Here is a 16,851-nt window from a genome sequence, read left to right as displayed (position 1 = left end):
GCGGCAGCGCTCCGGCCGTTCGTATGACCATCTCGCTCTCCTCGAATCGCCTCAGCGCGTCTGAAGGTGGGGTGCCCCCAAAAATAGGAAACTGGTTGCCGAGTGGAAACCTGCTCCCGTACGGTCGGGTCATGCACGACGAACAGACTCCACAACAGGCACTCGACATCGCCGCCGCGGCAACTCGCCGAGCACACGAAGCCGCTCGCGTGCCCGGTTGGGCACCCGCGTCGGCTGGTGTGTTGACAGCACTGGTTTTGGTGCTGATAGACGTCGCGATCGGGTCGGACCTGGGTCTGGTGATCAGAGCGATTGCTGCGATCGCCGGCATCGCTGCGGGCATCGCTCTTTTCAAAGTTATGTCGTGGATACGCGCCACCCGGCGTACGCGAGGCGTCCTGCCTCGCCCGGCGTCGCGTCGGCAGAACGGCGCCATATGGTGGCTACAACAGCTCGTGCCGTTCCAATGGGCGGAGATACTGATCGATGTGATTGTGGGCGCATGGATCTGGTACACCGAGTCGCGATTCCACACGCCGTGGAAGAGGCGACCGCGGACCGCACCGAAGAAGAACTGAACGAGCTCTTCGCCTCCCTGCCGCGCATCGAACTCGTCGCATTCCTCGACGGCTGCGCCGAATCCGTACGCCCTGCTTGATCGACCCAGCCGGTACCGGTGAGGTGGATCGTCAGGAAGAGGTCATAGTGCGGTGCGGCAGCGACGAACGCTGAGGCAACCAGCCCGGGTGGTGGCGTGGTGGGGGCATTGCACCGGAACGGTCTATCCGCCGCCTCGCCGGTAAGTGGTCATATCGGGGCTTCGAGGACGAGCCCCCTTGTTGGGCGGCCTTTCACGCGATCGGTTGGCCTCGATCCCGATGATCGGGCAGTGTTGGCGCGCCTTCGCTGGGTCTCGGATAGTTGAGGCCCAGATCCGAGAACATTGTTGCAGCTCAGCGGCTTTCGTGAAGAGGTATCTTCCTTTCGGTGTGTCGACACGCTTTGAAGTGGGCCGTCCTCGAAGGGACACCGTCCGTGGGATACGACAATCAATCAAGGATCAGTTCACGTTCACGGTGTGGTTGGTGATGGCATCGTCGACCGGTTGGACGGAGGCGGGGTTCGAGGGTTCGGTGCCGTCGAAGATTGCGTCGAGGATCTCGGCGCCGTCGAGAGTGAGGGGGAATCGGTGTGATTCGCGTGCGCTGACGACGACGGCCAGCAGCACGGTTGCGTAAACCCGGAAGCGTGGCACGGTCAGCTGCCACCCGCGTCGTTCGCGCTCGCGCAGACGTGCTTCCACTGTGTCGAGGACGTCCTGGATGACCTGCAACTCGATCTGGTCGTGTTCATCGGAGAGCATGGCGACCACCGAGAAACAGCGCGCTGCAACCGAACACTGCGGCTTGCAGTAGGCCGAACAGAGACTTGCGGGCAGCTGCAGGCGCCCGGGTTGCGCGCGTGTCGAGAACCATCTGCCCGGCCGAGACCAACGTGTTGCGCGCCCGCGACCGGACCCTACAGGTGTGTACGCCGCATTCGAGATGTAGCTGCATCGCAATGTGCGCCTGTGTGGCGGTCAACTCGCCGGGATCACAGGAGCACGACCACAATCCGCGCACCGAATACCTAGCGGCCGGTTTTTTCGACGTCACACACCCGACTTCGGCGGCTTGCTGTCCTTCCCTTTCGATGCGTTCGGTGATCGCCTGCACTGACCAAAGACTGTTGCTGGACATGGTTGCTGCGCTCCTTCCGCTCGTCGGCGTCGGTACGTTCCCGGCTATCGGTCCGGATTCGTAACCAGCACACCGCTGAGCGCCGCAGCTGGACAGCAGAAAATGGATAATCCATGAGGATTGATCCGAAAGCCAAGCGACGGGTTCGTGGATTCGGCGACAATCATCCACACCAGGCAGCAGCGTCATCCAAAAACCGTGGATGTGTCATCCGATCGGGGGGAGATAGTCATGGCTGAAACCGAGTCCACAGTCCCGCGTCGCCAGCTGGGTCGTTACCTGCGCGAACTGCGTCAGCAATCCGGGATGACGATCGCCGAGGTCGCCCGTCGGATCGAGCGGGGAGCAACCACGTTGCAGCGGCTCGAAACCGGCTCAGCCGACCGTATCCGCTTGTGGGACATCGAAGCCCTGTGCCAAGTTCTCGGTGCCAGTGAAACCGAGACCGCCGCGCTCAAAGGACTTGCCCAGCAAGGTAATACCAAGAGCTGGTGGCATGAGTACGGTGATCTCATTCCGGCGAACTTCGATGTCTACATGGGCCTGGAATCCGCAGCCGAGTCGTTGACGTCGTTTCAAGAGCTGGTGCCAGGGCTGGCACAGACGCCCGAGTACGCTCGCGTGCTGATCCGCTCGGTGCACGCCGGTCAGCCGGAAAGCGAGATCAGCCGCAGGGTCGAGATGCGCATGCACCGCCAAATACTCATCACCCGCAGGGCGCAGCCCGCGACGCTCGACGTGGTCCTCGATGAGTCCGTGCTGCACCGTGTGATCGGCAACCCCAAAATCATGGCCGCCCAACTGCGTCACCTGGCAGACCTCGGTACTCGGGCCAACATCGCGATCCGGGTGCTTCCGTACTCGGCCGGTATCCCGCTGGGTGAGTTGACCGGGCCGTTCACCATCCTCGATTTCGGAGAGGACGACCGCCAGCCTGTTGAGCCGTCGGTGGTCTACATCGAAAGTTACACCGGTGCAATGTACTTCGATGACCACCTCAGCATCGAACGCTATCGGACCGCACACGAAGCCATGCGGCGGGTAGCGTTGGACGCGCGTCAAAGTCGGGACCTGCTACGGCACGCAGCAAGGGAGCATGAGCATGAGCGTTGACCTGTCCGAGGCTCGCTGGTTCAAGAGCAGCTACAGCGGGGGCAGCCAGGACTGCGTAGAAATCGCGCACCTGCAGGCGGGCATGGTCGGTGTTCGCGATTCCAAGCACCCGACCGGGCCGGCCCTGGTCTTCACTCCCGGGGAGTGGGATGCCTTCACTGTCGGCATCGTCTCTGGCGAGCTCGGCACGGCGGGTGACGAAGCAGTCCGGGCGTGACCAGTATCGGCCCGTCTGGCGCCGGGTGGTTCAAGAGTAGTTACAGCGGTAGTCAAGGCGACTGCCTCGAGGTCGCCTGGCTGCCGGAAGGCACTGTCGGCGTACGTGATTCGCGGAATCCAACCGGCCCGGCGCTGGCCTTCACCCCTGATGAATGGGAATCGTTCACCACGGGTGTCGTTGCTGGCGACCTGGACTTGCCTCGCTAACCACCACGGATAACTCTGCCCGCCGTTAGCGGAGTTATGGTTGGGGTTGCTGGCGGACGTGTCGCGTCTGGCGAGCAGCGGCTCTTGAGCCGGGCTACCCTCTGGGGGAACAGCTTCGAGACCACATCATTGTGCCGGGGGTAGGTACTTCTCCAATCCGTTCGCCACGCGGCTCGCGAACGTACAAGGATCCTCGTCCTGGTAGTTCGTATTGGTCACTGTGAACACGACATTGGCCTTCTTGGTCGCGAGCTGGAGCGCGCACATGAACGGGTGACTGTTGCCCTTGACATGGTAGGTGTGCCCGTCATAGCTACCGACCGTGACCTTGGACGGGTCCTCGGGCCCGGTCCAGTCTGCGAATCGGCTCATGGTCCGGTAGGTGACCTCCACGTTGTAGCCGGACCCGAGCTTCGCCCACCCGCAGGTATGGCCATGGAGTTCGGTCTTAGCCTTGTAGTCCAGCCCGAGTTCTTGAAGCGCAGAGCCGGGGAAGGCGGTACATGGATCCCAGGCCGGTGCGTCGTCGCTTTTCGTAGCGGAGGTTCTGCACCCGCTAGCCGCGAGCGCGGTCGAGGTGGCGGCTGCCAAGATCAGTGTGGCTTTGCGGAACCGGTTACTCATAGGGCCGCTCCATCCCAGCTGTTGATGGTGAGAAGTGCCGCTTCGGGGCGTTCTACACCACGCCACGACGCCAGGCTCACCGAGTCCCGTGCACCGGGCCAGCTTTCGCTGTTCAAGAGCCCTCGTTACCCTGGTCAGCCTTGAAATCTGCGCAGTGACGTCGGAAATCACGGAGCAGCGGGGAGGTAGTCCTTGAGTCCGGTGGCGATCCGTGTGGCGACAGCGCAGGGGTCCTCGTCCTGGAGCAGGGAGTTCGTCACTTCGAATGTGACGTCCGCGCCTCGTGTTTCGAGCTGGAGCCCGCACAGGTAGTTGCTGTTTTCACGGGCATCATGAAATGTGTGCCCGGCGTAGGGGCTGATCTTTATGGAGGTGATGTCGGTATGGCCGAGTTGCCAGTTCGCACCGCTGGCCTTGGTCAGGTATCGGATATCCACCCTGTAGTGGGTCGACCCCGACCAACTACACATGCCGGGGATTCTGTCTTGGGTCTTAGGGTCCAGTCCTGCATTCTGCAGGGCGGATTCAGGAAATGCGGTGCAGGGGTTCCATGCCGGTGCGGCCGGTGTCGAGTTCGTCTTTCCTTCGCAGCCGCCCGCGAGCAGCGCAACGACGACTGCCGCCGAGACGGCGGTCGCGGCTCGGGCGGCGGGGGCGGTGATCATTGTGCATCCCAACTGTCGGCGGCCGATGGTGCTATCCCCGCGCGTAGCACCGGAACGTAAAGCTCACTACCCGGCTGAACGGAGTCGCCGCCGAACACTACTTGACGTACAACCTGGCTCGAGATGCTCGAGTGGTTGACGTAGTCCTCTACGTCCACATTTATCCCGTTCTTTTGGAGTATGTCTGGGATGTGGATGGCGGTGGTGCTCTTCACCTTGTCGAAGGGAAGCAACGATCCGTTTGTGGCGAGGTCGTCCGGCAGTACATGAGCGTCGATCCGGTGGTTGTCGACCAGCGTTTGAAGCATGACGTATCGCTGAGCTGCGTCGCGCCTTTCCTGGGTCTGGCCGGGACCAGGATCGGTGGCGTGCCCGTCAGGCTTGTTGGCCTCGAGGACAGGGTAGGAAAGTCCCGTCTTGTCGTTGATCGCGTTGACGGTCGGGTCCTTGAGGAAGGCTTCGATGGAGTTGGCCAGCGGCACAGTGTATTTATCGCCGGGCAGCAGCTTGATGCCCGTATTGATCCACTCTTTGGCGGTCATGAAGCCGGCGCCGTAGGCGTCCTTGCGGTGCGCACCCAAGGTTTGGTCGTCGTAATGGTTGAGTCCGATCTCGGCGGCCAGTCCACCGGAGACCAAGCCTTGCAGGCGTCCTGAATAGAGAGCGTTCTCGGGGCCGCTGTCGCCGAGGGCGTAGGCGCGGTCGAACTGGTATCCCTGGGCGATGGCTGCGCCGTTGAGAAGTTCTGCCGCCTTGGGGTTTTCGTTCATGAGGGCGAACACCCGGGTCGCTTCGACGGGGTTGAGGGTTCCGAATCCGTGTGTGCCGACCAGGTTTTCAGGAGCATCGACCATATTGCCGACGTACGGTGTGAGTGCGGCGGCGACATAGGGCAGTGCTTGGCTGTTGTGTTTGAACAGCGAGTCGAAGTTGTTGAGGCCTTCGGGTGATTTGGTGGAGGAGATAATGTCGGCCAAGGCGCGGGCGGAGTTGCCGGCTTTGGTGGCTTCCGCGAGTTGGTGCTGGTAGCCCTCGTCACCGGGCGATAGCTCGACATGGGCATCCTTGTACATCCAGTCGAGCACGTTTTTCATCGGCGATTTCTCGATGCCATCGGGCCAGTTGTGCTCGAGCAGCGACACGACAGCGGGGTCGCGGTGGTAGCCGGAACCGAGCTGGTCGGGGGTGCCTTGGCCGGTGAGGATGACCGAGGTGGCGTCGGTATTGCGAGAGGCGATATCGACGACGTTGCCGATGGTGTTGTTCAGCGCAGCCGGGTCGTGTGGCAGTGCGGCGGTGCGACCATCGGTCTGGATTTCCGATAGGAATGCGCCTTGCCGGTACAGCTCGGTGCTGAGTTTGGTGCCGGGGGTGTAGCTGGGGTCCGCGAGGTCGAGGGCGCTGGATAGTCGCGATAGGTTCTGGTAGTGGTCGCGGCCGGCCTGGATTTCGCTTTCGCCCTTGGGGTTTTCGTATTTGAAGGAGTTTCCGTCCCAGATGTAGCCGGGCATGCCGGGCTGGGAGCCGGGCTGCTCGACGACTCGGTTGGAGATGATGTCGCGGTAGGACTGGGGTAGCGTTTCGTAGCCGCCGTCGATCTGTTTGCCGCTTGCCTCAACGCCTTTGATGTTCTGGTTGGACAGCACCATGAACGACTGCGCCAGCTCTTGGGCCCGCTTCTCCCCGTCGGGTCCCTGCGCGCGCAGCTGTTCGCTGAGTTTCTCGAACCCTTCCGGGCCGGCGCTATCGAGGAGCTTCTGGGTGAATTCCAGCGTGGACGCCGGCACGACCACCGTGTCCCCGGCTTTCAGCTTGGCCTTGTCATCGTCGGAGAGCTGGGTCTCGTCGAGCACCTGATCGACCTGCGAGAGCACCTCGGGCGGGATCTGATCCGAGTCCTTGATCTTCTTGCCCAGATCCTCACCGGAGGCCGCGGTGATCGGTACCGGCGCGGCGCCGTCGACGCCGTTGGGCAATTCACCGAACGCCTTGGTGATGGCGATCGCTACCGTTTGCGCGGCGTGTCCGGCGTTGTACAGGTAGGTCCGCATCCAAGTTTGGAAGTCATCCGCACTGCGTTGCAGCGCAGCGAGTTTGGTTGCCCCGTTCTTGCTGTCGGACAACGCATTCGCCACCTGCGACAGCGACAACACCACTCCGCCGTCCTCGGCCAGCATGAAACCCTGGCCCGTGATGATGGCTTTCTGATTGATCACGGCTTGTTGTGCCGTCTGCATTGGCGCGATGCCGCCCGACACCGCGGTACCGGCATCTTCGAGGGCGCCCGCGACCTTGTACCCCTCGTCGCGCACCGTGAGTGTCTTGTCGCGCAACGCATTACCGAACTTGCCGACGATATAGTCGCCCGAATTACCGACATTGTTGTTCACAGTGTCGAGTTCGGTCTTGAGCTTGCCTGCTTGCTGGGTCCAGTAGGTGCCCTGCTCGGCAAGGACTCCCAGCTGCCAACTGGTCACCTGCGCCACCGTCGGGATCGAAGACAGCGGCGGGCCGTCGCTCATCGGGGACCGGCTTGGGTGATGTGAGTGGCATTTAGTCGATCTTGGGTCTCGAGCTCTTTCAGACCGGTATCGGTGCTGACCGCGAGCACCCGGACCTTCTCGGCCGTCGCACTCACCGCGGTGGTGGCGCTCTGCGACCCCTTGATACAGGCGGCCTCGACGCCGGTCCCCGCCACGATGCCCGCGATCGCGAGCACTTTCTCGTCCGCGCGCACCGCCGCCAAGGTGTCGGCCGAGGTGTTGACGGTCGAGATCAAGGAGCGAGTGCGCTCCGGGTCGACGTAAATATCGTCGTTGGCCACCGCTGATCCCCCCTTGGGTCAGTGTTGATCGAGATACTGCGTGGAACTCTACTTCAGAGCCTGAACAAGAATGTTCCAGGCGGAATCAATCCGCCGCGATCCGCGATCTGGGCCGCCACGGATCGTCGCCCTCTTCATCCCAGGGCTCAGCCACCTGCGACGCAGACTGCAAACCACGCTCAGGCGCGTCGCGGATCTGCTCTACAACGCTGGCGACACGTGGATCGAACTGGACCTCACGCACAATCTGCTCAACCTGCTGCTGCGCTTGTTCACGCGCCCTGTTGATCAGATCAGTGATCAACGGGCCGAGTCCGGCGTGGTCCGCGATGGCTTCCTCGTCGATCGCGACGGCGCGAACCTGACCATTGGCGTACACATCGACATACACCCCACCTTCTCGAAGCGAGGCACGGCTATCGCACAGTGCGTCGGTCAGCCGGTCCATCTTCGTGGCCAGCGACTCGGTGTAACCGAGCGGACCTGATTGCGGTGAACTCACCCAATCCCTCCTGCCAAGACGACGTGAACACCGATCCTGCGGACCTACGACCCTGCCACGCGGCACCCCCGTAAGCCAGTTGGAAGCTGCCGACATGGCGAACTCCAACGCCAAGATCAACCCGCTCGGCGTCACCCGCTCCTCACCGGACCCCGCCCAACTCCATTTCGACAACTCCCGCACCTACGCGCCGGCACAGGAGCTGCACCAGATCGCGCAGGTCCGGCAAGGGCAAGACGGCACCTTGGCGCACGGTCCGCGGTACTCCAACCAGTGCGACAGCAGTGGCAAACTCAGGGCTACAACGACGCGGTCAACATCGCCGCAGGATCCGACCGTTCTGAAACCGAAGGTGGAGAACCTCATCAAGGCCTACCACGGGGAGTCATGCACGAACACATGCAAGACTTCCTCATCAAGATCATCAGAGGAGTAGGCAACTGCGCGCGTCACCGTCGCCCTATCGGATGTGACGGGATCCCGTGGTTTGGTCCCGGACCGGAAATCTGGGGTCAGATCGGAACGCTAGTCGCGACTTTCGTCGTGACTGGCCCTCGCGGGCCGTGAAATGTTTTTGAAAGGTCGGGCCAGCATCATCGGTGTGCTGGTCGGTTCGTCAGTATTCCAGCTGAACGACTATGCACGACAACCGATCTCCGACGACACCCTCACTACGCCCACCTACTGTGGCCGCGGATCGACTGCTTTGGCGGGCGCCGGGTTCGGTTGAACGCTCAGGCCGACCACGACGTGGTAACCCCACGAGATCCATGCCGCCCCCGCAGATCACCTCGCGTGTATCGGCGACTCGGCACCATCCCGGGCAGTACTGCTGTCACCGCAAAGGGGACAACGGTTGGTTCATGAGGAGAGGAGGTGAATTCTGATGAGTTTGGAGCAGATGGCGCAGTCGCTGATCGCCCTGACCGAGGAGGACGAGGTTTCGTTGCGTTCGTGGTCGGCGATCGAGGACGCGACGTTCGCTGCGTATGCGAGCGCGTACGTCGGTGAACTCGCGTTGGTGTGCAAGGGATGTCACACCAATAGCTGATGGAGTAACCAGCTGGGGGCGTTACGGCGCTCCCAGCCCCCGAGTCCGGAGCCGTTCCAGGATGAGTACGACCGACCTGCCACTTCTACTGCGTACGCAGCACTTCACCACCACGTTGTCCAACTCGTGCAAGGACTTTCAGTCTCGCGTCGGTCGCCCCGCCGCCGTCGACTCCGACGGCGTCACACCCTGCGTCGTCGTACTGAGCCGGGCGGACGACCGGGAAATGGACTACTTGTCCTTGGGCCTGGCGGCCCGAGGAATTCCGATGCTCCGCATGGACAGTGACCGCTGTGCCGGCACCCAGCTGTGGTGGGATCCGGCGACCGGCACGCTGTGCTGGGACGGTCAGCGGTTTCGGCCGCGGGTCTGCTGGCACCGCTATTTCGACCTCGAGGCAATGCCGTTCACCGGCGTCCCGGCGTCCGGGGTGCTCACCGGCTACAGCCGCGCCCTGTGGTCGGCCTGGGCCACGGTACTGCGCAGCGACAACAACATTCGCACGATCAATGCGGCGGCCCGCCCCGGCTGGCCGGATCGCCTCACCCAGCTCGCGGCGGCGCGACGCGTGGGCCTGGCGACGCCGGCCACCGTCGTCACCACCCGGCCATCCGATGCGGTCGAGTTGCTCTCGGGGCGTGGGGATTTGCTGGTGAAGAGCCTCGGACCGCACGCTGTCGAATCCGAACCAGGCAGTGTGCGTGGCGTGTTCCCGCAACGGATCGGTCGGCAACAACTGTCCGCCGAGAACGGCGTCGAACAGGCACCGGTCATCGTGCAGGAGTACGTTTCCGCGCCGAGCGAGCTGCGAATCTATGTGGTGGGCGGACGATTCTTCGGATATCGGATCATCAGGCCGACCCCGGACGCGCCGTGGACCGCCCCGGACTCGATACAGGTGCGGCCCTGGGAGGTGCCCACGCGGCTGAGCACGGCACTCGTACGCCTGACCGATCTGTTCGGCCTCGACATCTGCGCCTTCGACCTGCTGGATACGGCGGACGGGCCGATATTCCTCGAGGTCAACCCCGAATGCGAATGGCTGTGGTCGGAGCGTCCGGTGGGGTCGGCCGCCGTCTCGACCGCGGTCCGCGACCTCATTGTCGGCTGGTACGAAGAGGAGCCGGGCAGTGTCTAGGCTGAGGGTCACCGAGTGCGGAATCATGTTCTGGGACAGTGGGACTCTGGTCTGGGACGATTACGTTCGCCATCGCCAATTCGGATTGACCGAAGACAGCGCGCAGGTGTTGCGCTGGTTCGCTGGCTGGCGTGAGCCCGAGACCGTCGACGAGCTCGGTGCACGGTATCGAGCGATCGCACACCGGCTGCTCGCCTCTGGCATTCTGATCCGCGAGCACTCCGCCGAGCACGAGGCCGAGCAGCATCTGCTGGCGGAGTGGCAGGCGTGGGGGCCGGCCACGCGATGCCATCACTTCGCCGCGCGCACTCCCGAGGACACGCAATACCTGGCGCTGTCGGACGACGTCGCCCGCTCCGCGCAACGAGCCGAGCACGATCCACCGCCACCGCCCGCCAAATCCTATCCGGGGCGGCCACTGATCCCGTTGCCCACCGACAGACCGGTCGACATCGATTGGCCGCGCACAACACTGCTGGACGTGCTGTATGCCCGCCGATCCACCCGCGAATTCTCCTCGGCGCCGGTGAGTTTGGAGCTGCTGGCGGCGATGGTGCGGATCGGCGGGGGAGCGGTAGAGATCCTCCAGCACCCCGATATCGGTCCCGTGCTGTTCAAGACCAGTCCGTCCGCCGGGGCCCGGACTCCGCTGGAGCTGTACGTGTATGTCAATCGCGTGCAAGGTCTTTCGGCCGGGGTCTACCATTTCGCGCCGCTGTCAGGGGGATTGGAGGATCTCGGCCGCAGCGCCGGGCGTGACGAACTGCTGACCGCGGTGGGCGGCCAGCCTTGGCTGGCCGACTGCGCTTTCCTGCTGATCCATACCGCGGTGATCGCCCGGACTCGCTGGCGTTATCGCAGTCGGCGCGCCTACCGGGACATCCTGATCGAGGTCGGCCATGTCAGCCAGACCCTGCTGCTGACTGCGACCGCGATGGGACTGGGCGCGGTCACCGCGACCGCCGTTCGCGACGAGCTGGTGGAGCAACTGATCGGCTGCGACGGCATCGCCGAGCCGGTGCTGGCGGTAACCGCGGTCGGCGTGCCCGCCTCCGGCAGCCGGTGATCGCGATGGCACGTGATGTTCTACTGCGGCAGCACCGCGACTTCACTTTGTTGTTCTGGGGCCAGGCAGTCTCACAGTTCGGCAGCCGAGGCTACGGGATGGCGATCCCACTGTGGACCCTGTCGGTCACCGGTTCTCCGGCGAAAGTTGGCCTGATCTCCTCGATCACGCTCGTCGCCTATACCCTCGCGACCCTGCCGGCGGGCTGGCTGACCGATCGATTCGATCGTCGGCTGGTCATGGTCGCCGCGGACACGGGGTCGGCCCTCGCCGCCGGATCCTTGTCGATGGTCGCCTGGTTCGGGGCATTTCAGCTGGGCTACGTGCTGCCGGCGGTGGCGGTGCTGGGGGTCGGCTGGGCCGTGCGCGGAACCGCCGAGCAGGCCGCCCTGCCGAACGTGGTCTCGAGCGCGGAAGTGCCTGCGGCCGTGGCGATGGTCACCGGTCGGGGGTACGCCACCGGCGTCGCCGGCCCGCCGGTGGCCGCCGCACTGTTCGAAATATCGCCCTGGCTGCCTTTTCTCGTCGACGCCGTCTCCTACTGCGTCGCGGGTGTGTGCGCGGCGGCGATCCGTGCACCACTGCGCCGCACCGCAGCTGATCAGCACCGGTCCGAGCCGGCCGAATCACCGTTGCGGGCGGTCCTGGAGGGGCTGAACTACTTGCGCCGCAACCCGTTTCTACGCACGACGGCGGTGCTGGCCGCCATCGGCGAGTTCGTCGTCAACGGCACCGGAGCGGTGCTGCTGATCGTGTTCGTGCACGCGCATGTCGCGTCGTATCTGCTGGGGTTGGCGATCGCGGTCGCCTACGCCGCCGGATTCCTCGGCACGGCCCTGGTTCGACTGGCCGGCCCGCGACGCGCCCCGCACACCCTGCTCGTGATCGCCCGCGCCGCAGGCACAGCCGCGGCGATCGGGCTCGCGATCGGATCGCCGATCGTGGCGGCCGCCTGCTGGGCGGCCCTGCTGCTGGTCCGGCCGATCCCGGAGGTATTGGTGACCACCCGCTGGATAGATCTGGTGGACGACCGGATTCGCGGTCGCGTCGATGCCGCGATCGAGGTGATATCCGCGGTCCCGGTCACGGTGGCGCCCTCGGTGATCGGAATCCTGCTCGCCGGACCGGGAATTCGACCGACCGGCTTGATCCTGGCTGTGCTCATGGCCGGGGTATGCGCCGCCACGGCAGTGAGCCCGTCGATCCGGCACACGATTCGCCGGCCGAATCCGCTGCCCGGCACCGACGTTCGAACATCCGGCGAACCCGTCGCCGGTGAGGAATTGGAAATGTCATGAACACCGAACCCGCGCCCCCGCCCGTCTCGCGGCTGCGCAAGCTCGCCGCCCTGATCCTCGCGACACCGCGTCGGCGCCGGCTGACGGCCGCCGCGGTGGTGGTTCTCGCGCTTGCCGTGGCGGCGGTCGTCACCATCAACCAGCTCACCCGGCCGACGGCCTCCGGGGACAGCCTGCACGAGTTCCACGGCGGCCAGCACGCCCCGTTCCTGGCCCTGGCCGACTACAAACCGATTTACGATCGCCACGACCCGGGCTATGTGCTGGTCGATGTCCGCCCAGCGGCCGTGCGCGCCGAATCCCATATTCCCGGCGACATCTGGGTGCCACTGGCCGACGCACCCACGACCGGATGGCAAACGCTGCAACAGTATCGGGGCAAGGCCGTGCTGGTGCTGTACTGTGATTGCCCGTGGCAGGAGGCCGCCAACGAGTCGGTGATCCTGCGACAGCACGGTTTCACCGACGCCGACATGCGAGTGCTGCACGAGGGCATTCCGGCCTGGGAAGCGGCCGGATATCCGGTAGTGCGCGGCACCGACCCGTGCGCCGACCGCAAATGGCCGCTGGCATGCAGCTGAAACCCGCATGAACAAGCCGATCTCTCGAATCGGCCGACGCCGATTGCTCGGTGGCGCCGGTGTACTCGGGGTGGGAGCCACCGCGGCGGCGCTGACCGCGACGCTGCAGCCCGGACCGGACGCTGTCGACCGGCAACGGGCAGACGCCCTGGCCTCCCGCAGGTTCATCGGGACGCACCAACCAGGCATCGCCGATCGCGCCCCAGCCCACCTGGTGTTCACCGCCTATGACCTACCCGCTGACACCGGCCCCGCGACCCGTTCCCGACTGCGCGCCCTGCTGCGATCCTGGAGCACGACCGCCGGCACCCTCATGGACGGCCACGGCACCGACGATGGTCTTGCGGCAGGTCTCGGACCGGCCGGACTGGTCGTCACCATCGGGATGGGCGCCTCCGCGCTGTCCAAAGCCGGACTCGATACCGCGATCCCCGCGGCGCTGGCACCGCTGCCCACCTTTCCAGGCGATGCGCTGGATCCGGCCCGCAGCGGCGGCGACCTCGGCGTGCAGGTCTGTGCGGAAGACCCCGTCGTCGCCTACACCGCCGCGCACGCCCTGACCACCGCGGCAGCCGATGCCGCCGAGGCACGACCGCGATGGTCACAGCGTGGGTTCCTGCGCACCGCCGCCGCGTCCACCCGACCCGACGCCACACCACGCAACCTGATGGGCCAACTGGATGGCACCGACAACCCCACGCCCGGCGATCAGTACTTCGATCAGGCGGTCTGGGCGAGTGACCCGGCTTGGCTGCACAACGGGACCTACCTGGTCTGCCGGCGAATTCGCATGTTGCTCAAGCAGTGGGAACAACAGCCGGTCCATACTCGCGAACGCATCATCGGGCGCACCATCGACACCGGCGCACCACTGTCGGGCGGCATCGAACACACCACACCGGACTTCACGCGACATGACAGCACAGGCCACCCACTGATCCCCGCCGACGCGCATATCCGACTGACCCACCCCGATCTCAACGGCGGCGTCCGCATGCTGCGTCGCGGCTACTCCTACGACGACGGCTACGACGCCACCGGCGACCCGAATGCAGGCCTGTTCTTCCAAGCCTTCCAAGCAGATCCACACGCCGCCTTCGTCCCACTGCAGCGCCGCCTCGCCGAACTGGACGCACTCACACCATTCATCCGGCACGAATCCAGCGCGGTCTTCGCCGTTCCGCCCGGCTGCCAGGCCGGCGGCTACATCGGCATGCAGCTACTGGAAGGGTGACCCCCTCGACGTAGACGACCGGTGACTCCATCACATTGCTGCTCAGTCGCGGGAACTGGAGGAAGGTGAACGACTGGATGGTCAGTCCCCGGTGGGCTCGCGTACCGAACGGGATGACCCTGATGCTGATGTTGTCCTTGCGGCCTACGTCGGCCAGCCAACGCAGTTGTGCGGCCATGACATTCGGTTCGGTCGGTTGGTCGCTCCTCGAGACGGGCCGACACCTCGCAGTCCCGGCCGGCGGAGGAGCCGGATGATGGCACCGGGGCCGGCATCGGGTGGACTCAGGGCGGGGGCGCGTCGGCCGCGACCAGCAGCTGGCCGAGGGCTAGTCCGCCGTCATTGGGGGGCACCTGGCGGTGGGTGTGGACGTCGAACCCGTCTCGGCGGAGCAGGACCAGACAGTTGACCAGCAGGAATTCATTGAGGAACACGCCGCCGGAGAGCACGACCCGACGGATGCCGGTGGTGCGGGAGATCTCGCGGCAGCGCTGCCGGACCATGGCGACCACGCCGGAATGGAACCGACGGCTGATCTCCGGGACCGGTACCTCGGCGGCCAGCTCCTCCGCTATTGCGCGGATCACCGGCCTGAAATCGACTTCGGTTGTGCCGTAGTCGAATGCGTATCCTTCGACCGTGCCGAGGTCGCGCTCGAGCAGGCCCTCCAACTCGATCGGGCCCTGCGCCTCGTACTCGGCGTGCGAGCACACGCCCAGCAGTGCCGCTACACCGTCGAACAACCGGCCCATGCTCGATACCTCGGGTGAATTGATGCCGCGCGCCCACATTGTCGAATACACGTGCCTGCGGTCCTGATCGAGTCGGGAGAGAGCCGGAAACGCCTTGACGGCCGAGTCGATATCGCCGAAAGCGTCCAGCGCCAGGGATACCCCGGTCCGGATGGGTTCGTGCACCGCCCGGTCACCGCCGATCAGCACCATGCGCCGCAGATGCGCTGCCCGCGTGAAGCTTTCGAAGCCGCCGATCAGGAACTCGCCGCCCCAGATGGTGCCGTCGACACCGTAGCCCGCGCCGTCGAAGATCACGCCGATGGCCGGTCCGGAGAGCTGATTCTCGGCCATGCACGCGGCCATGTGCGCGTGATGGTGCTGGACGAACACGGGATCGCCAGGTTCGCCGATGCCTTCGCGGCCGCTGCTGGTGCGGAACTGCGGGTGCATGTCGTACACGCCCGCCGCGGGCCGCAGGTCGTAGAGCGCCGCCAGGTGCGCCGCCGTCTTGCGGTGGGAGGCAAAGGTTTCGTCGTTCTTCAGGTCTCCGATGTGCTGGCTCAGGTACACCCTCGAGCCGGCCGACAGTGCGACCGTTGTCTTGAGTTCGGCCCCGTAGGCGACCAACGGGGCCAGCGGGCGGCCCACGTCCACCGGATATGGTGCATAGCCGCGCGCGCGGCGCAGGAATGTCGGTAGGGGAGCGTCCAATTCGGGATGCGCGGACAGTCGGACGACGGAATCGTCGACCCTGATCTCGATGTCGCGGTCGTGGTAGAGGATCACGTCCGCGATGTCGAAGAGCTGGCCCAGCGCGTCCTCGTTGCGGTGGACGATGGGGTAGCCGGAGATGTTCCCGCTCGTCATGACCACCACGTCCAGCCCGGATTCGTCCAGGAGCAGGTGGTGGTGCGGGGCCGAGGGCAGCATCAGGCCCAGGTTCGGATTCCTCGGTGCCACGTTCTCCGGCACCGCGCCGGAATGCTTGCGGGCCAAGAGAATCGGCCGCGCGGGCGACCGCAGCATGTCCTCCTCGGCCGCGGACAACTCCACAATCCGATGCGCGACGGTCAGATCGCGGATCATGACGGCGAAGGGTTTCGAATCGCGGCGTTTGCGGGCGCGGAGCAGGGCCACCGCTTCGGCGTCGGTGGCATCCACCGCGAGATGGAAGCCTCCGATGCTCTTGATGGCCGCGATCCGCCCGCTCGCCAGTGCTCGAGCGCATTGCCGCAAGGCCTCCTCGCCCTCGACGGTCGTCCCGTCCCGCTCGGCGAGGGACAGGCGGGGTCCGCAGTCCGCACAGGCATTGGGCTGGGCGTGAAAGCGGCGGCTCATCGGATCTCGGTACTCGCGGTCGCAGCGCTCGCACATCACGAAGGAGCGCATGGTCGTCTGCGACCGGTCGTAGGGGAGCGCGCCGATGATCGAGTACCGCGGACCGCAATTGGTGCAGTTGATGAACGGGTAGCGGTACCGGCGGTCGGTGGGATCACGCAATTCGGCCAGGCAGTCGGCGCACACGTGGGTATCGGCGGGCACCAGGGCCGCCTTCGCCCCGGAGTGCTCACTGGCCACGATGTCGAAACCGCTGTCCGCCAACGGCTCCGACCGGTCGAGGACGACGACGCCGTCGACCTTCGCCAATTCCGGTGCCCGACTGGCCAATTCCTCGCTGAACAGCCGCAGCACGGACTCGTGGCCACTCGCGGCTATGAGCACGCCCTCCGGATCATTGCGCACCCATCCGGCCAATTCCCGTTCCAGGGCGAGCTTGTAGACGAACGGACGATAGCCCACACCCTGCACGACGCCGGTGACCCTGATACTCCAGGTTGCTTGTTCGGTCATGGCGC

The 16,851-nt window shown here is 65.0% G+C and carries 19 protein-coding genes and 1 pseudogene; 11 read left to right on the top strand and 9 right to left on the bottom strand.

Annotated elements, in window-relative coordinates; translation table 11 throughout:
• Positions 1-131 precede the first annotated feature (131 nt).
• Positions 132-578: a hypothetical protein gene (locus tag ACIP5Y_RS24225; protein ID WP_400352964.1), complete on the top strand. Its 447-nt coding sequence runs from the start codon at positions 132-134 to the stop codon at positions 576-578.
• 482 nt (positions 579-1,060) lie between these two features.
• Here ACIP5Y_RS24225 and ACIP5Y_RS24220 read toward each other — a convergent pair whose 3' ends face one another.
• Positions 1,061-1,363: a hypothetical protein gene (locus tag ACIP5Y_RS24220; RefSeq protein ID WP_400352962.1), complete on the bottom strand. Its 303-nt coding sequence runs from the start codon at positions 1,361-1,363 to the stop codon at positions 1,061-1,063.
• Positions 1,350-1,739 (bottom strand): hypothetical protein, encoded by a 390-nt coding sequence (locus ACIP5Y_RS24215; protein ID WP_400352960.1) that lies wholly within the window; start codon positions 1,737-1,739, stop codon positions 1,350-1,352. The genes ACIP5Y_RS24220 and ACIP5Y_RS24215 overlap by 14 nt, the downstream gene beginning before the upstream one ends.
• Positions 1,740-1,970: 231 nt before the next feature.
• Between ACIP5Y_RS24215 and ACIP5Y_RS24210 the strand changes: the two genes are divergently transcribed.
• Genes ACIP5Y_RS24210 through ACIP5Y_RS24200 form a run of 3 tightly spaced genes read left to right on the top strand, consistent with a single transcriptional unit; the run spans position 1,971 to position 3,278 of the window.
• Entirely contained in the window at positions 1,971-2,852 is an 882-nt protein-coding gene (locus ACIP5Y_RS24210; RefSeq protein ID WP_400352958.1) for a helix-turn-helix domain-containing protein, read from the top strand.
• The gene (locus ACIP5Y_RS24205; protein WP_400352957.1) at positions 2,842-3,069 is read left to right on the top strand and encodes a DUF397 domain-containing protein; all 228 of its coding nucleotides are present in this window, start codon (positions 2,842-2,844) and stop codon (positions 3,067-3,069) included. Before ACIP5Y_RS24210 ends, ACIP5Y_RS24205 begins: the two co-directional genes overlap by 11 nt.
• The gene (locus ACIP5Y_RS24200; protein ID WP_400352955.1) at positions 3,066-3,278 is read left to right on the top strand and encodes a DUF397 domain-containing protein; all 213 of its coding nucleotides are present in this window, start codon (positions 3,066-3,068) and stop codon (positions 3,276-3,278) included. Before ACIP5Y_RS24205 ends, ACIP5Y_RS24200 begins: the two co-directional genes overlap by 4 nt.
• 126 nt (positions 3,279-3,404) lie before the next feature.
• Here ACIP5Y_RS24200 and ACIP5Y_RS24195 read toward each other — a convergent pair whose 3' ends face one another.
• The 5 genes from ACIP5Y_RS24195 to ACIP5Y_RS24175 form a co-directional block, all read right to left on the bottom strand.
• Positions 3,405-3,902, bottom strand: coding sequence for a DUF3558 family protein (locus ACIP5Y_RS24195; protein ID WP_400352953.1), 498 nt, complete (start codon positions 3,900-3,902; stop codon positions 3,405-3,407).
• A gap of 167 nt (positions 3,903-4,069) precedes the next feature.
• Positions 4,070-4,567 carry a DUF3558 family protein gene (locus ACIP5Y_RS24190; RefSeq protein ID WP_400352951.1) on the bottom strand — a complete coding sequence of 166 codons (498 nt, stop codon included), beginning with the start codon at positions 4,565-4,567 and terminating at the stop codon, positions 4,070-4,072.
• Positions 4,564-7,089 carry a hypothetical protein gene (locus ACIP5Y_RS24185; RefSeq protein ID WP_400352949.1) on the bottom strand — a complete coding sequence of 842 codons (2,526 nt, stop codon included), beginning with the start codon at positions 7,087-7,089 and terminating at the stop codon, positions 4,564-4,566. The genes ACIP5Y_RS24190 and ACIP5Y_RS24185 overlap by 4 nt, the downstream gene beginning before the upstream one ends.
• Positions 7,086-7,391 (bottom strand): hypothetical protein, encoded by a 306-nt coding sequence (locus ACIP5Y_RS24180; RefSeq protein ID WP_400352947.1) that lies wholly within the window; start codon positions 7,389-7,391, stop codon positions 7,086-7,088. The genes ACIP5Y_RS24185 and ACIP5Y_RS24180 overlap by 4 nt, the downstream gene beginning before the upstream one ends.
• Positions 7,392-7,476: 85 nt before the next feature.
• Complete coding sequence (locus tag ACIP5Y_RS24175; protein ID WP_400352945.1) at positions 7,477-7,893, bottom strand: YbaB/EbfC family nucleoid-associated protein; 417 nt, start codon at positions 7,891-7,893, stop codon at positions 7,477-7,479.
• Positions 7,894-7,987: 94 nt separating this feature from the next.
• Here ACIP5Y_RS24175 and ACIP5Y_RS24170 point away from each other — a divergent pair, with 94 nt between their 5' ends.
• The 7 genes from ACIP5Y_RS24170 (at position 7,988) to ACIP5Y_RS24140 (ending at position 14,261) form a co-directional block, all read left to right on the top strand.
• Positions 7,988-8,329: a hypothetical protein gene (locus ACIP5Y_RS24170; protein ID WP_400352943.1), complete on the top strand. Its 342-nt coding sequence runs from the start codon at positions 7,988-7,990 to the stop codon at positions 8,327-8,329.
• A 450-nt stretch (positions 8,330-8,779) separates the two neighbouring features.
• The gene (locus tag ACIP5Y_RS24165; RefSeq protein ID WP_400352941.1) at positions 8,780-8,944 is read left to right on the top strand and encodes a hypothetical protein; all 165 of its coding nucleotides are present in this window, start codon (positions 8,780-8,782) and stop codon (positions 8,942-8,944) included.
• 61 nt (positions 8,945-9,005) lie between these two features.
• A complete protein-coding gene (locus ACIP5Y_RS24160) occupies positions 9,006-10,082 on the top strand; it encodes a RimK family alpha-L-glutamate ligase (RefSeq protein WP_400352939.1) in 1,077 nt (358 codons plus the stop codon).
• Entirely contained in the window at positions 10,075-11,148 is a 1,074-nt protein-coding gene (locus ACIP5Y_RS24155) for a SagB/ThcOx family dehydrogenase (RefSeq protein ID WP_400352937.1), read from the top strand. Before ACIP5Y_RS24160 ends, ACIP5Y_RS24155 begins: the two co-directional genes overlap by 8 nt.
• A 5-nt stretch (positions 11,149-11,153) precedes the next feature.
• On the top strand, positions 11,154-12,446 hold the full coding sequence (locus ACIP5Y_RS24150; protein WP_400352936.1) for an MFS transporter: 1,293 nt from the start codon (positions 11,154-11,156) through the stop codon (positions 12,444-12,446).
• Positions 12,443-13,027, top strand: coding sequence for a rhodanese-like domain-containing protein (locus ACIP5Y_RS24145; protein WP_400352934.1), 585 nt, complete (start codon positions 12,443-12,445; stop codon positions 13,025-13,027). Before ACIP5Y_RS24150 ends, ACIP5Y_RS24145 begins: the two co-directional genes overlap by 4 nt.
• Positions 13,028-13,034: 7 nt before the next feature.
• Positions 13,035-14,261, top strand: coding sequence for a Dyp-type peroxidase (locus ACIP5Y_RS24140; protein ID WP_400352932.1), 1,227 nt, complete (start codon positions 13,035-13,037; stop codon positions 14,259-14,261).
• On the opposite strand, the pseudogene ACIP5Y_RS24135 reads toward ACIP5Y_RS24140, so the two are convergent.
• Both ACIP5Y_RS24135 and hypF read right to left on the bottom strand, forming a co-directional pair.
• Positions 14,173-14,448 (bottom strand): annotated as a pseudogene (locus ACIP5Y_RS24135) (Scr1 family TA system antitoxin-like transcriptional regulator); the annotation flags it as partial. The gene ACIP5Y_RS24140 and the pseudogene ACIP5Y_RS24135 overlap by 89 nt on opposite strands.
• A gap of 97 nt (positions 14,449-14,545) precedes the next feature.
• Complete coding sequence (gene hypF / locus ACIP5Y_RS24130) at positions 14,546-16,846, bottom strand: carbamoyltransferase HypF (RefSeq protein WP_400352930.1); 2,301 nt, start codon at positions 16,844-16,846, stop codon at positions 14,546-14,548.
• Positions 16,847-16,851 lie beyond the last annotated feature (5 nt).

This window comes from Nocardia sp. NPDC088792 (assembly GCF_044750615.1).
Classification (GTDB): Bacteria; Actinomycetota; Actinomycetes; order Mycobacteriales; family Mycobacteriaceae; genus Nocardia.
Note: the sequence above shows the minus strand (reverse complement) of the source record. Positions and strands in the feature narration are given on the sequence as shown.

Excerpts from the sequence above, each read along its gene's own strand:
- ACIP5Y_RS24145 (WP_400352934.1), top strand. The coding sequence starts at position 12,443 with ATGAACACCGAACCCGCGCCCCCGCCCGTCTCGCGGCTGCGCAAGCTC.
- hypF (WP_400352930.1), bottom strand. The coding sequence starts at position 16,846 with ATGACCGAACAAGCAACCTGGAGTATCAGGGTCACCGGCGTCGTGCAG.
- ACIP5Y_RS24150 (WP_400352936.1), top strand. The coding sequence starts at position 11,154 with ATGGCACGTGATGTTCTACTGCGGCAGCACCGCGACTTCACTTTGTTG.
- ACIP5Y_RS24205 (WP_400352957.1), top strand. The coding sequence starts at position 2,842 with ATGAGCGTTGACCTGTCCGAGGCTCGCTGGTTCAAGAGCAGCTACAGC.
- ACIP5Y_RS24170 (WP_400352943.1), top strand. The coding sequence starts at position 7,988 with ATGGCGAACTCCAACGCCAAGATCAACCCGCTCGGCGTCACCCGCTCC.
- ACIP5Y_RS24140 (WP_400352932.1), top strand. The coding sequence starts at position 13,035 with ATGAACAAGCCGATCTCTCGAATCGGCCGACGCCGATTGCTCGGTGGC.
- ACIP5Y_RS24190 (WP_400352951.1), bottom strand. The coding sequence starts at position 4,567 with ATGATCACCGCCCCCGCCGCCCGAGCCGCGACCGCCGTCTCGGCGGCA.
- ACIP5Y_RS24160 (WP_400352939.1), top strand. The coding sequence starts at position 9,006 with ATGAGTACGACCGACCTGCCACTTCTACTGCGTACGCAGCACTTCACC.
- ACIP5Y_RS24215 (WP_400352960.1), bottom strand. The coding sequence starts at position 1,739 with ATGTCCAGCAACAGTCTTTGGTCAGTGCAGGCGATCACCGAACGCATC.
- ACIP5Y_RS24195 (WP_400352953.1), bottom strand. The coding sequence starts at position 3,902 with ATGAGTAACCGGTTCCGCAAAGCCACACTGATCTTGGCAGCCGCCACC.
- ACIP5Y_RS24185 (WP_400352949.1), bottom strand. The coding sequence starts at position 7,089 with ATGAGCGACGGCCCGCCGCTGTCTTCGATCCCGACGGTGGCGCAGGTG.
- ACIP5Y_RS24220 (WP_400352962.1), bottom strand. The coding sequence starts at position 1,363 with ATGCTCTCCGATGAACACGACCAGATCGAGTTGCAGGTCATCCAGGAC.
- ACIP5Y_RS24225 (WP_400352964.1), top strand. The coding sequence starts at position 132 with ATGCACGACGAACAGACTCCACAACAGGCACTCGACATCGCCGCCGCG.
- ACIP5Y_RS24165 (WP_400352941.1), top strand. The coding sequence starts at position 8,780 with ATGAGTTTGGAGCAGATGGCGCAGTCGCTGATCGCCCTGACCGAGGAG.
- ACIP5Y_RS24210 (WP_400352958.1), top strand. The coding sequence starts at position 1,971 with ATGGCTGAAACCGAGTCCACAGTCCCGCGTCGCCAGCTGGGTCGTTAC.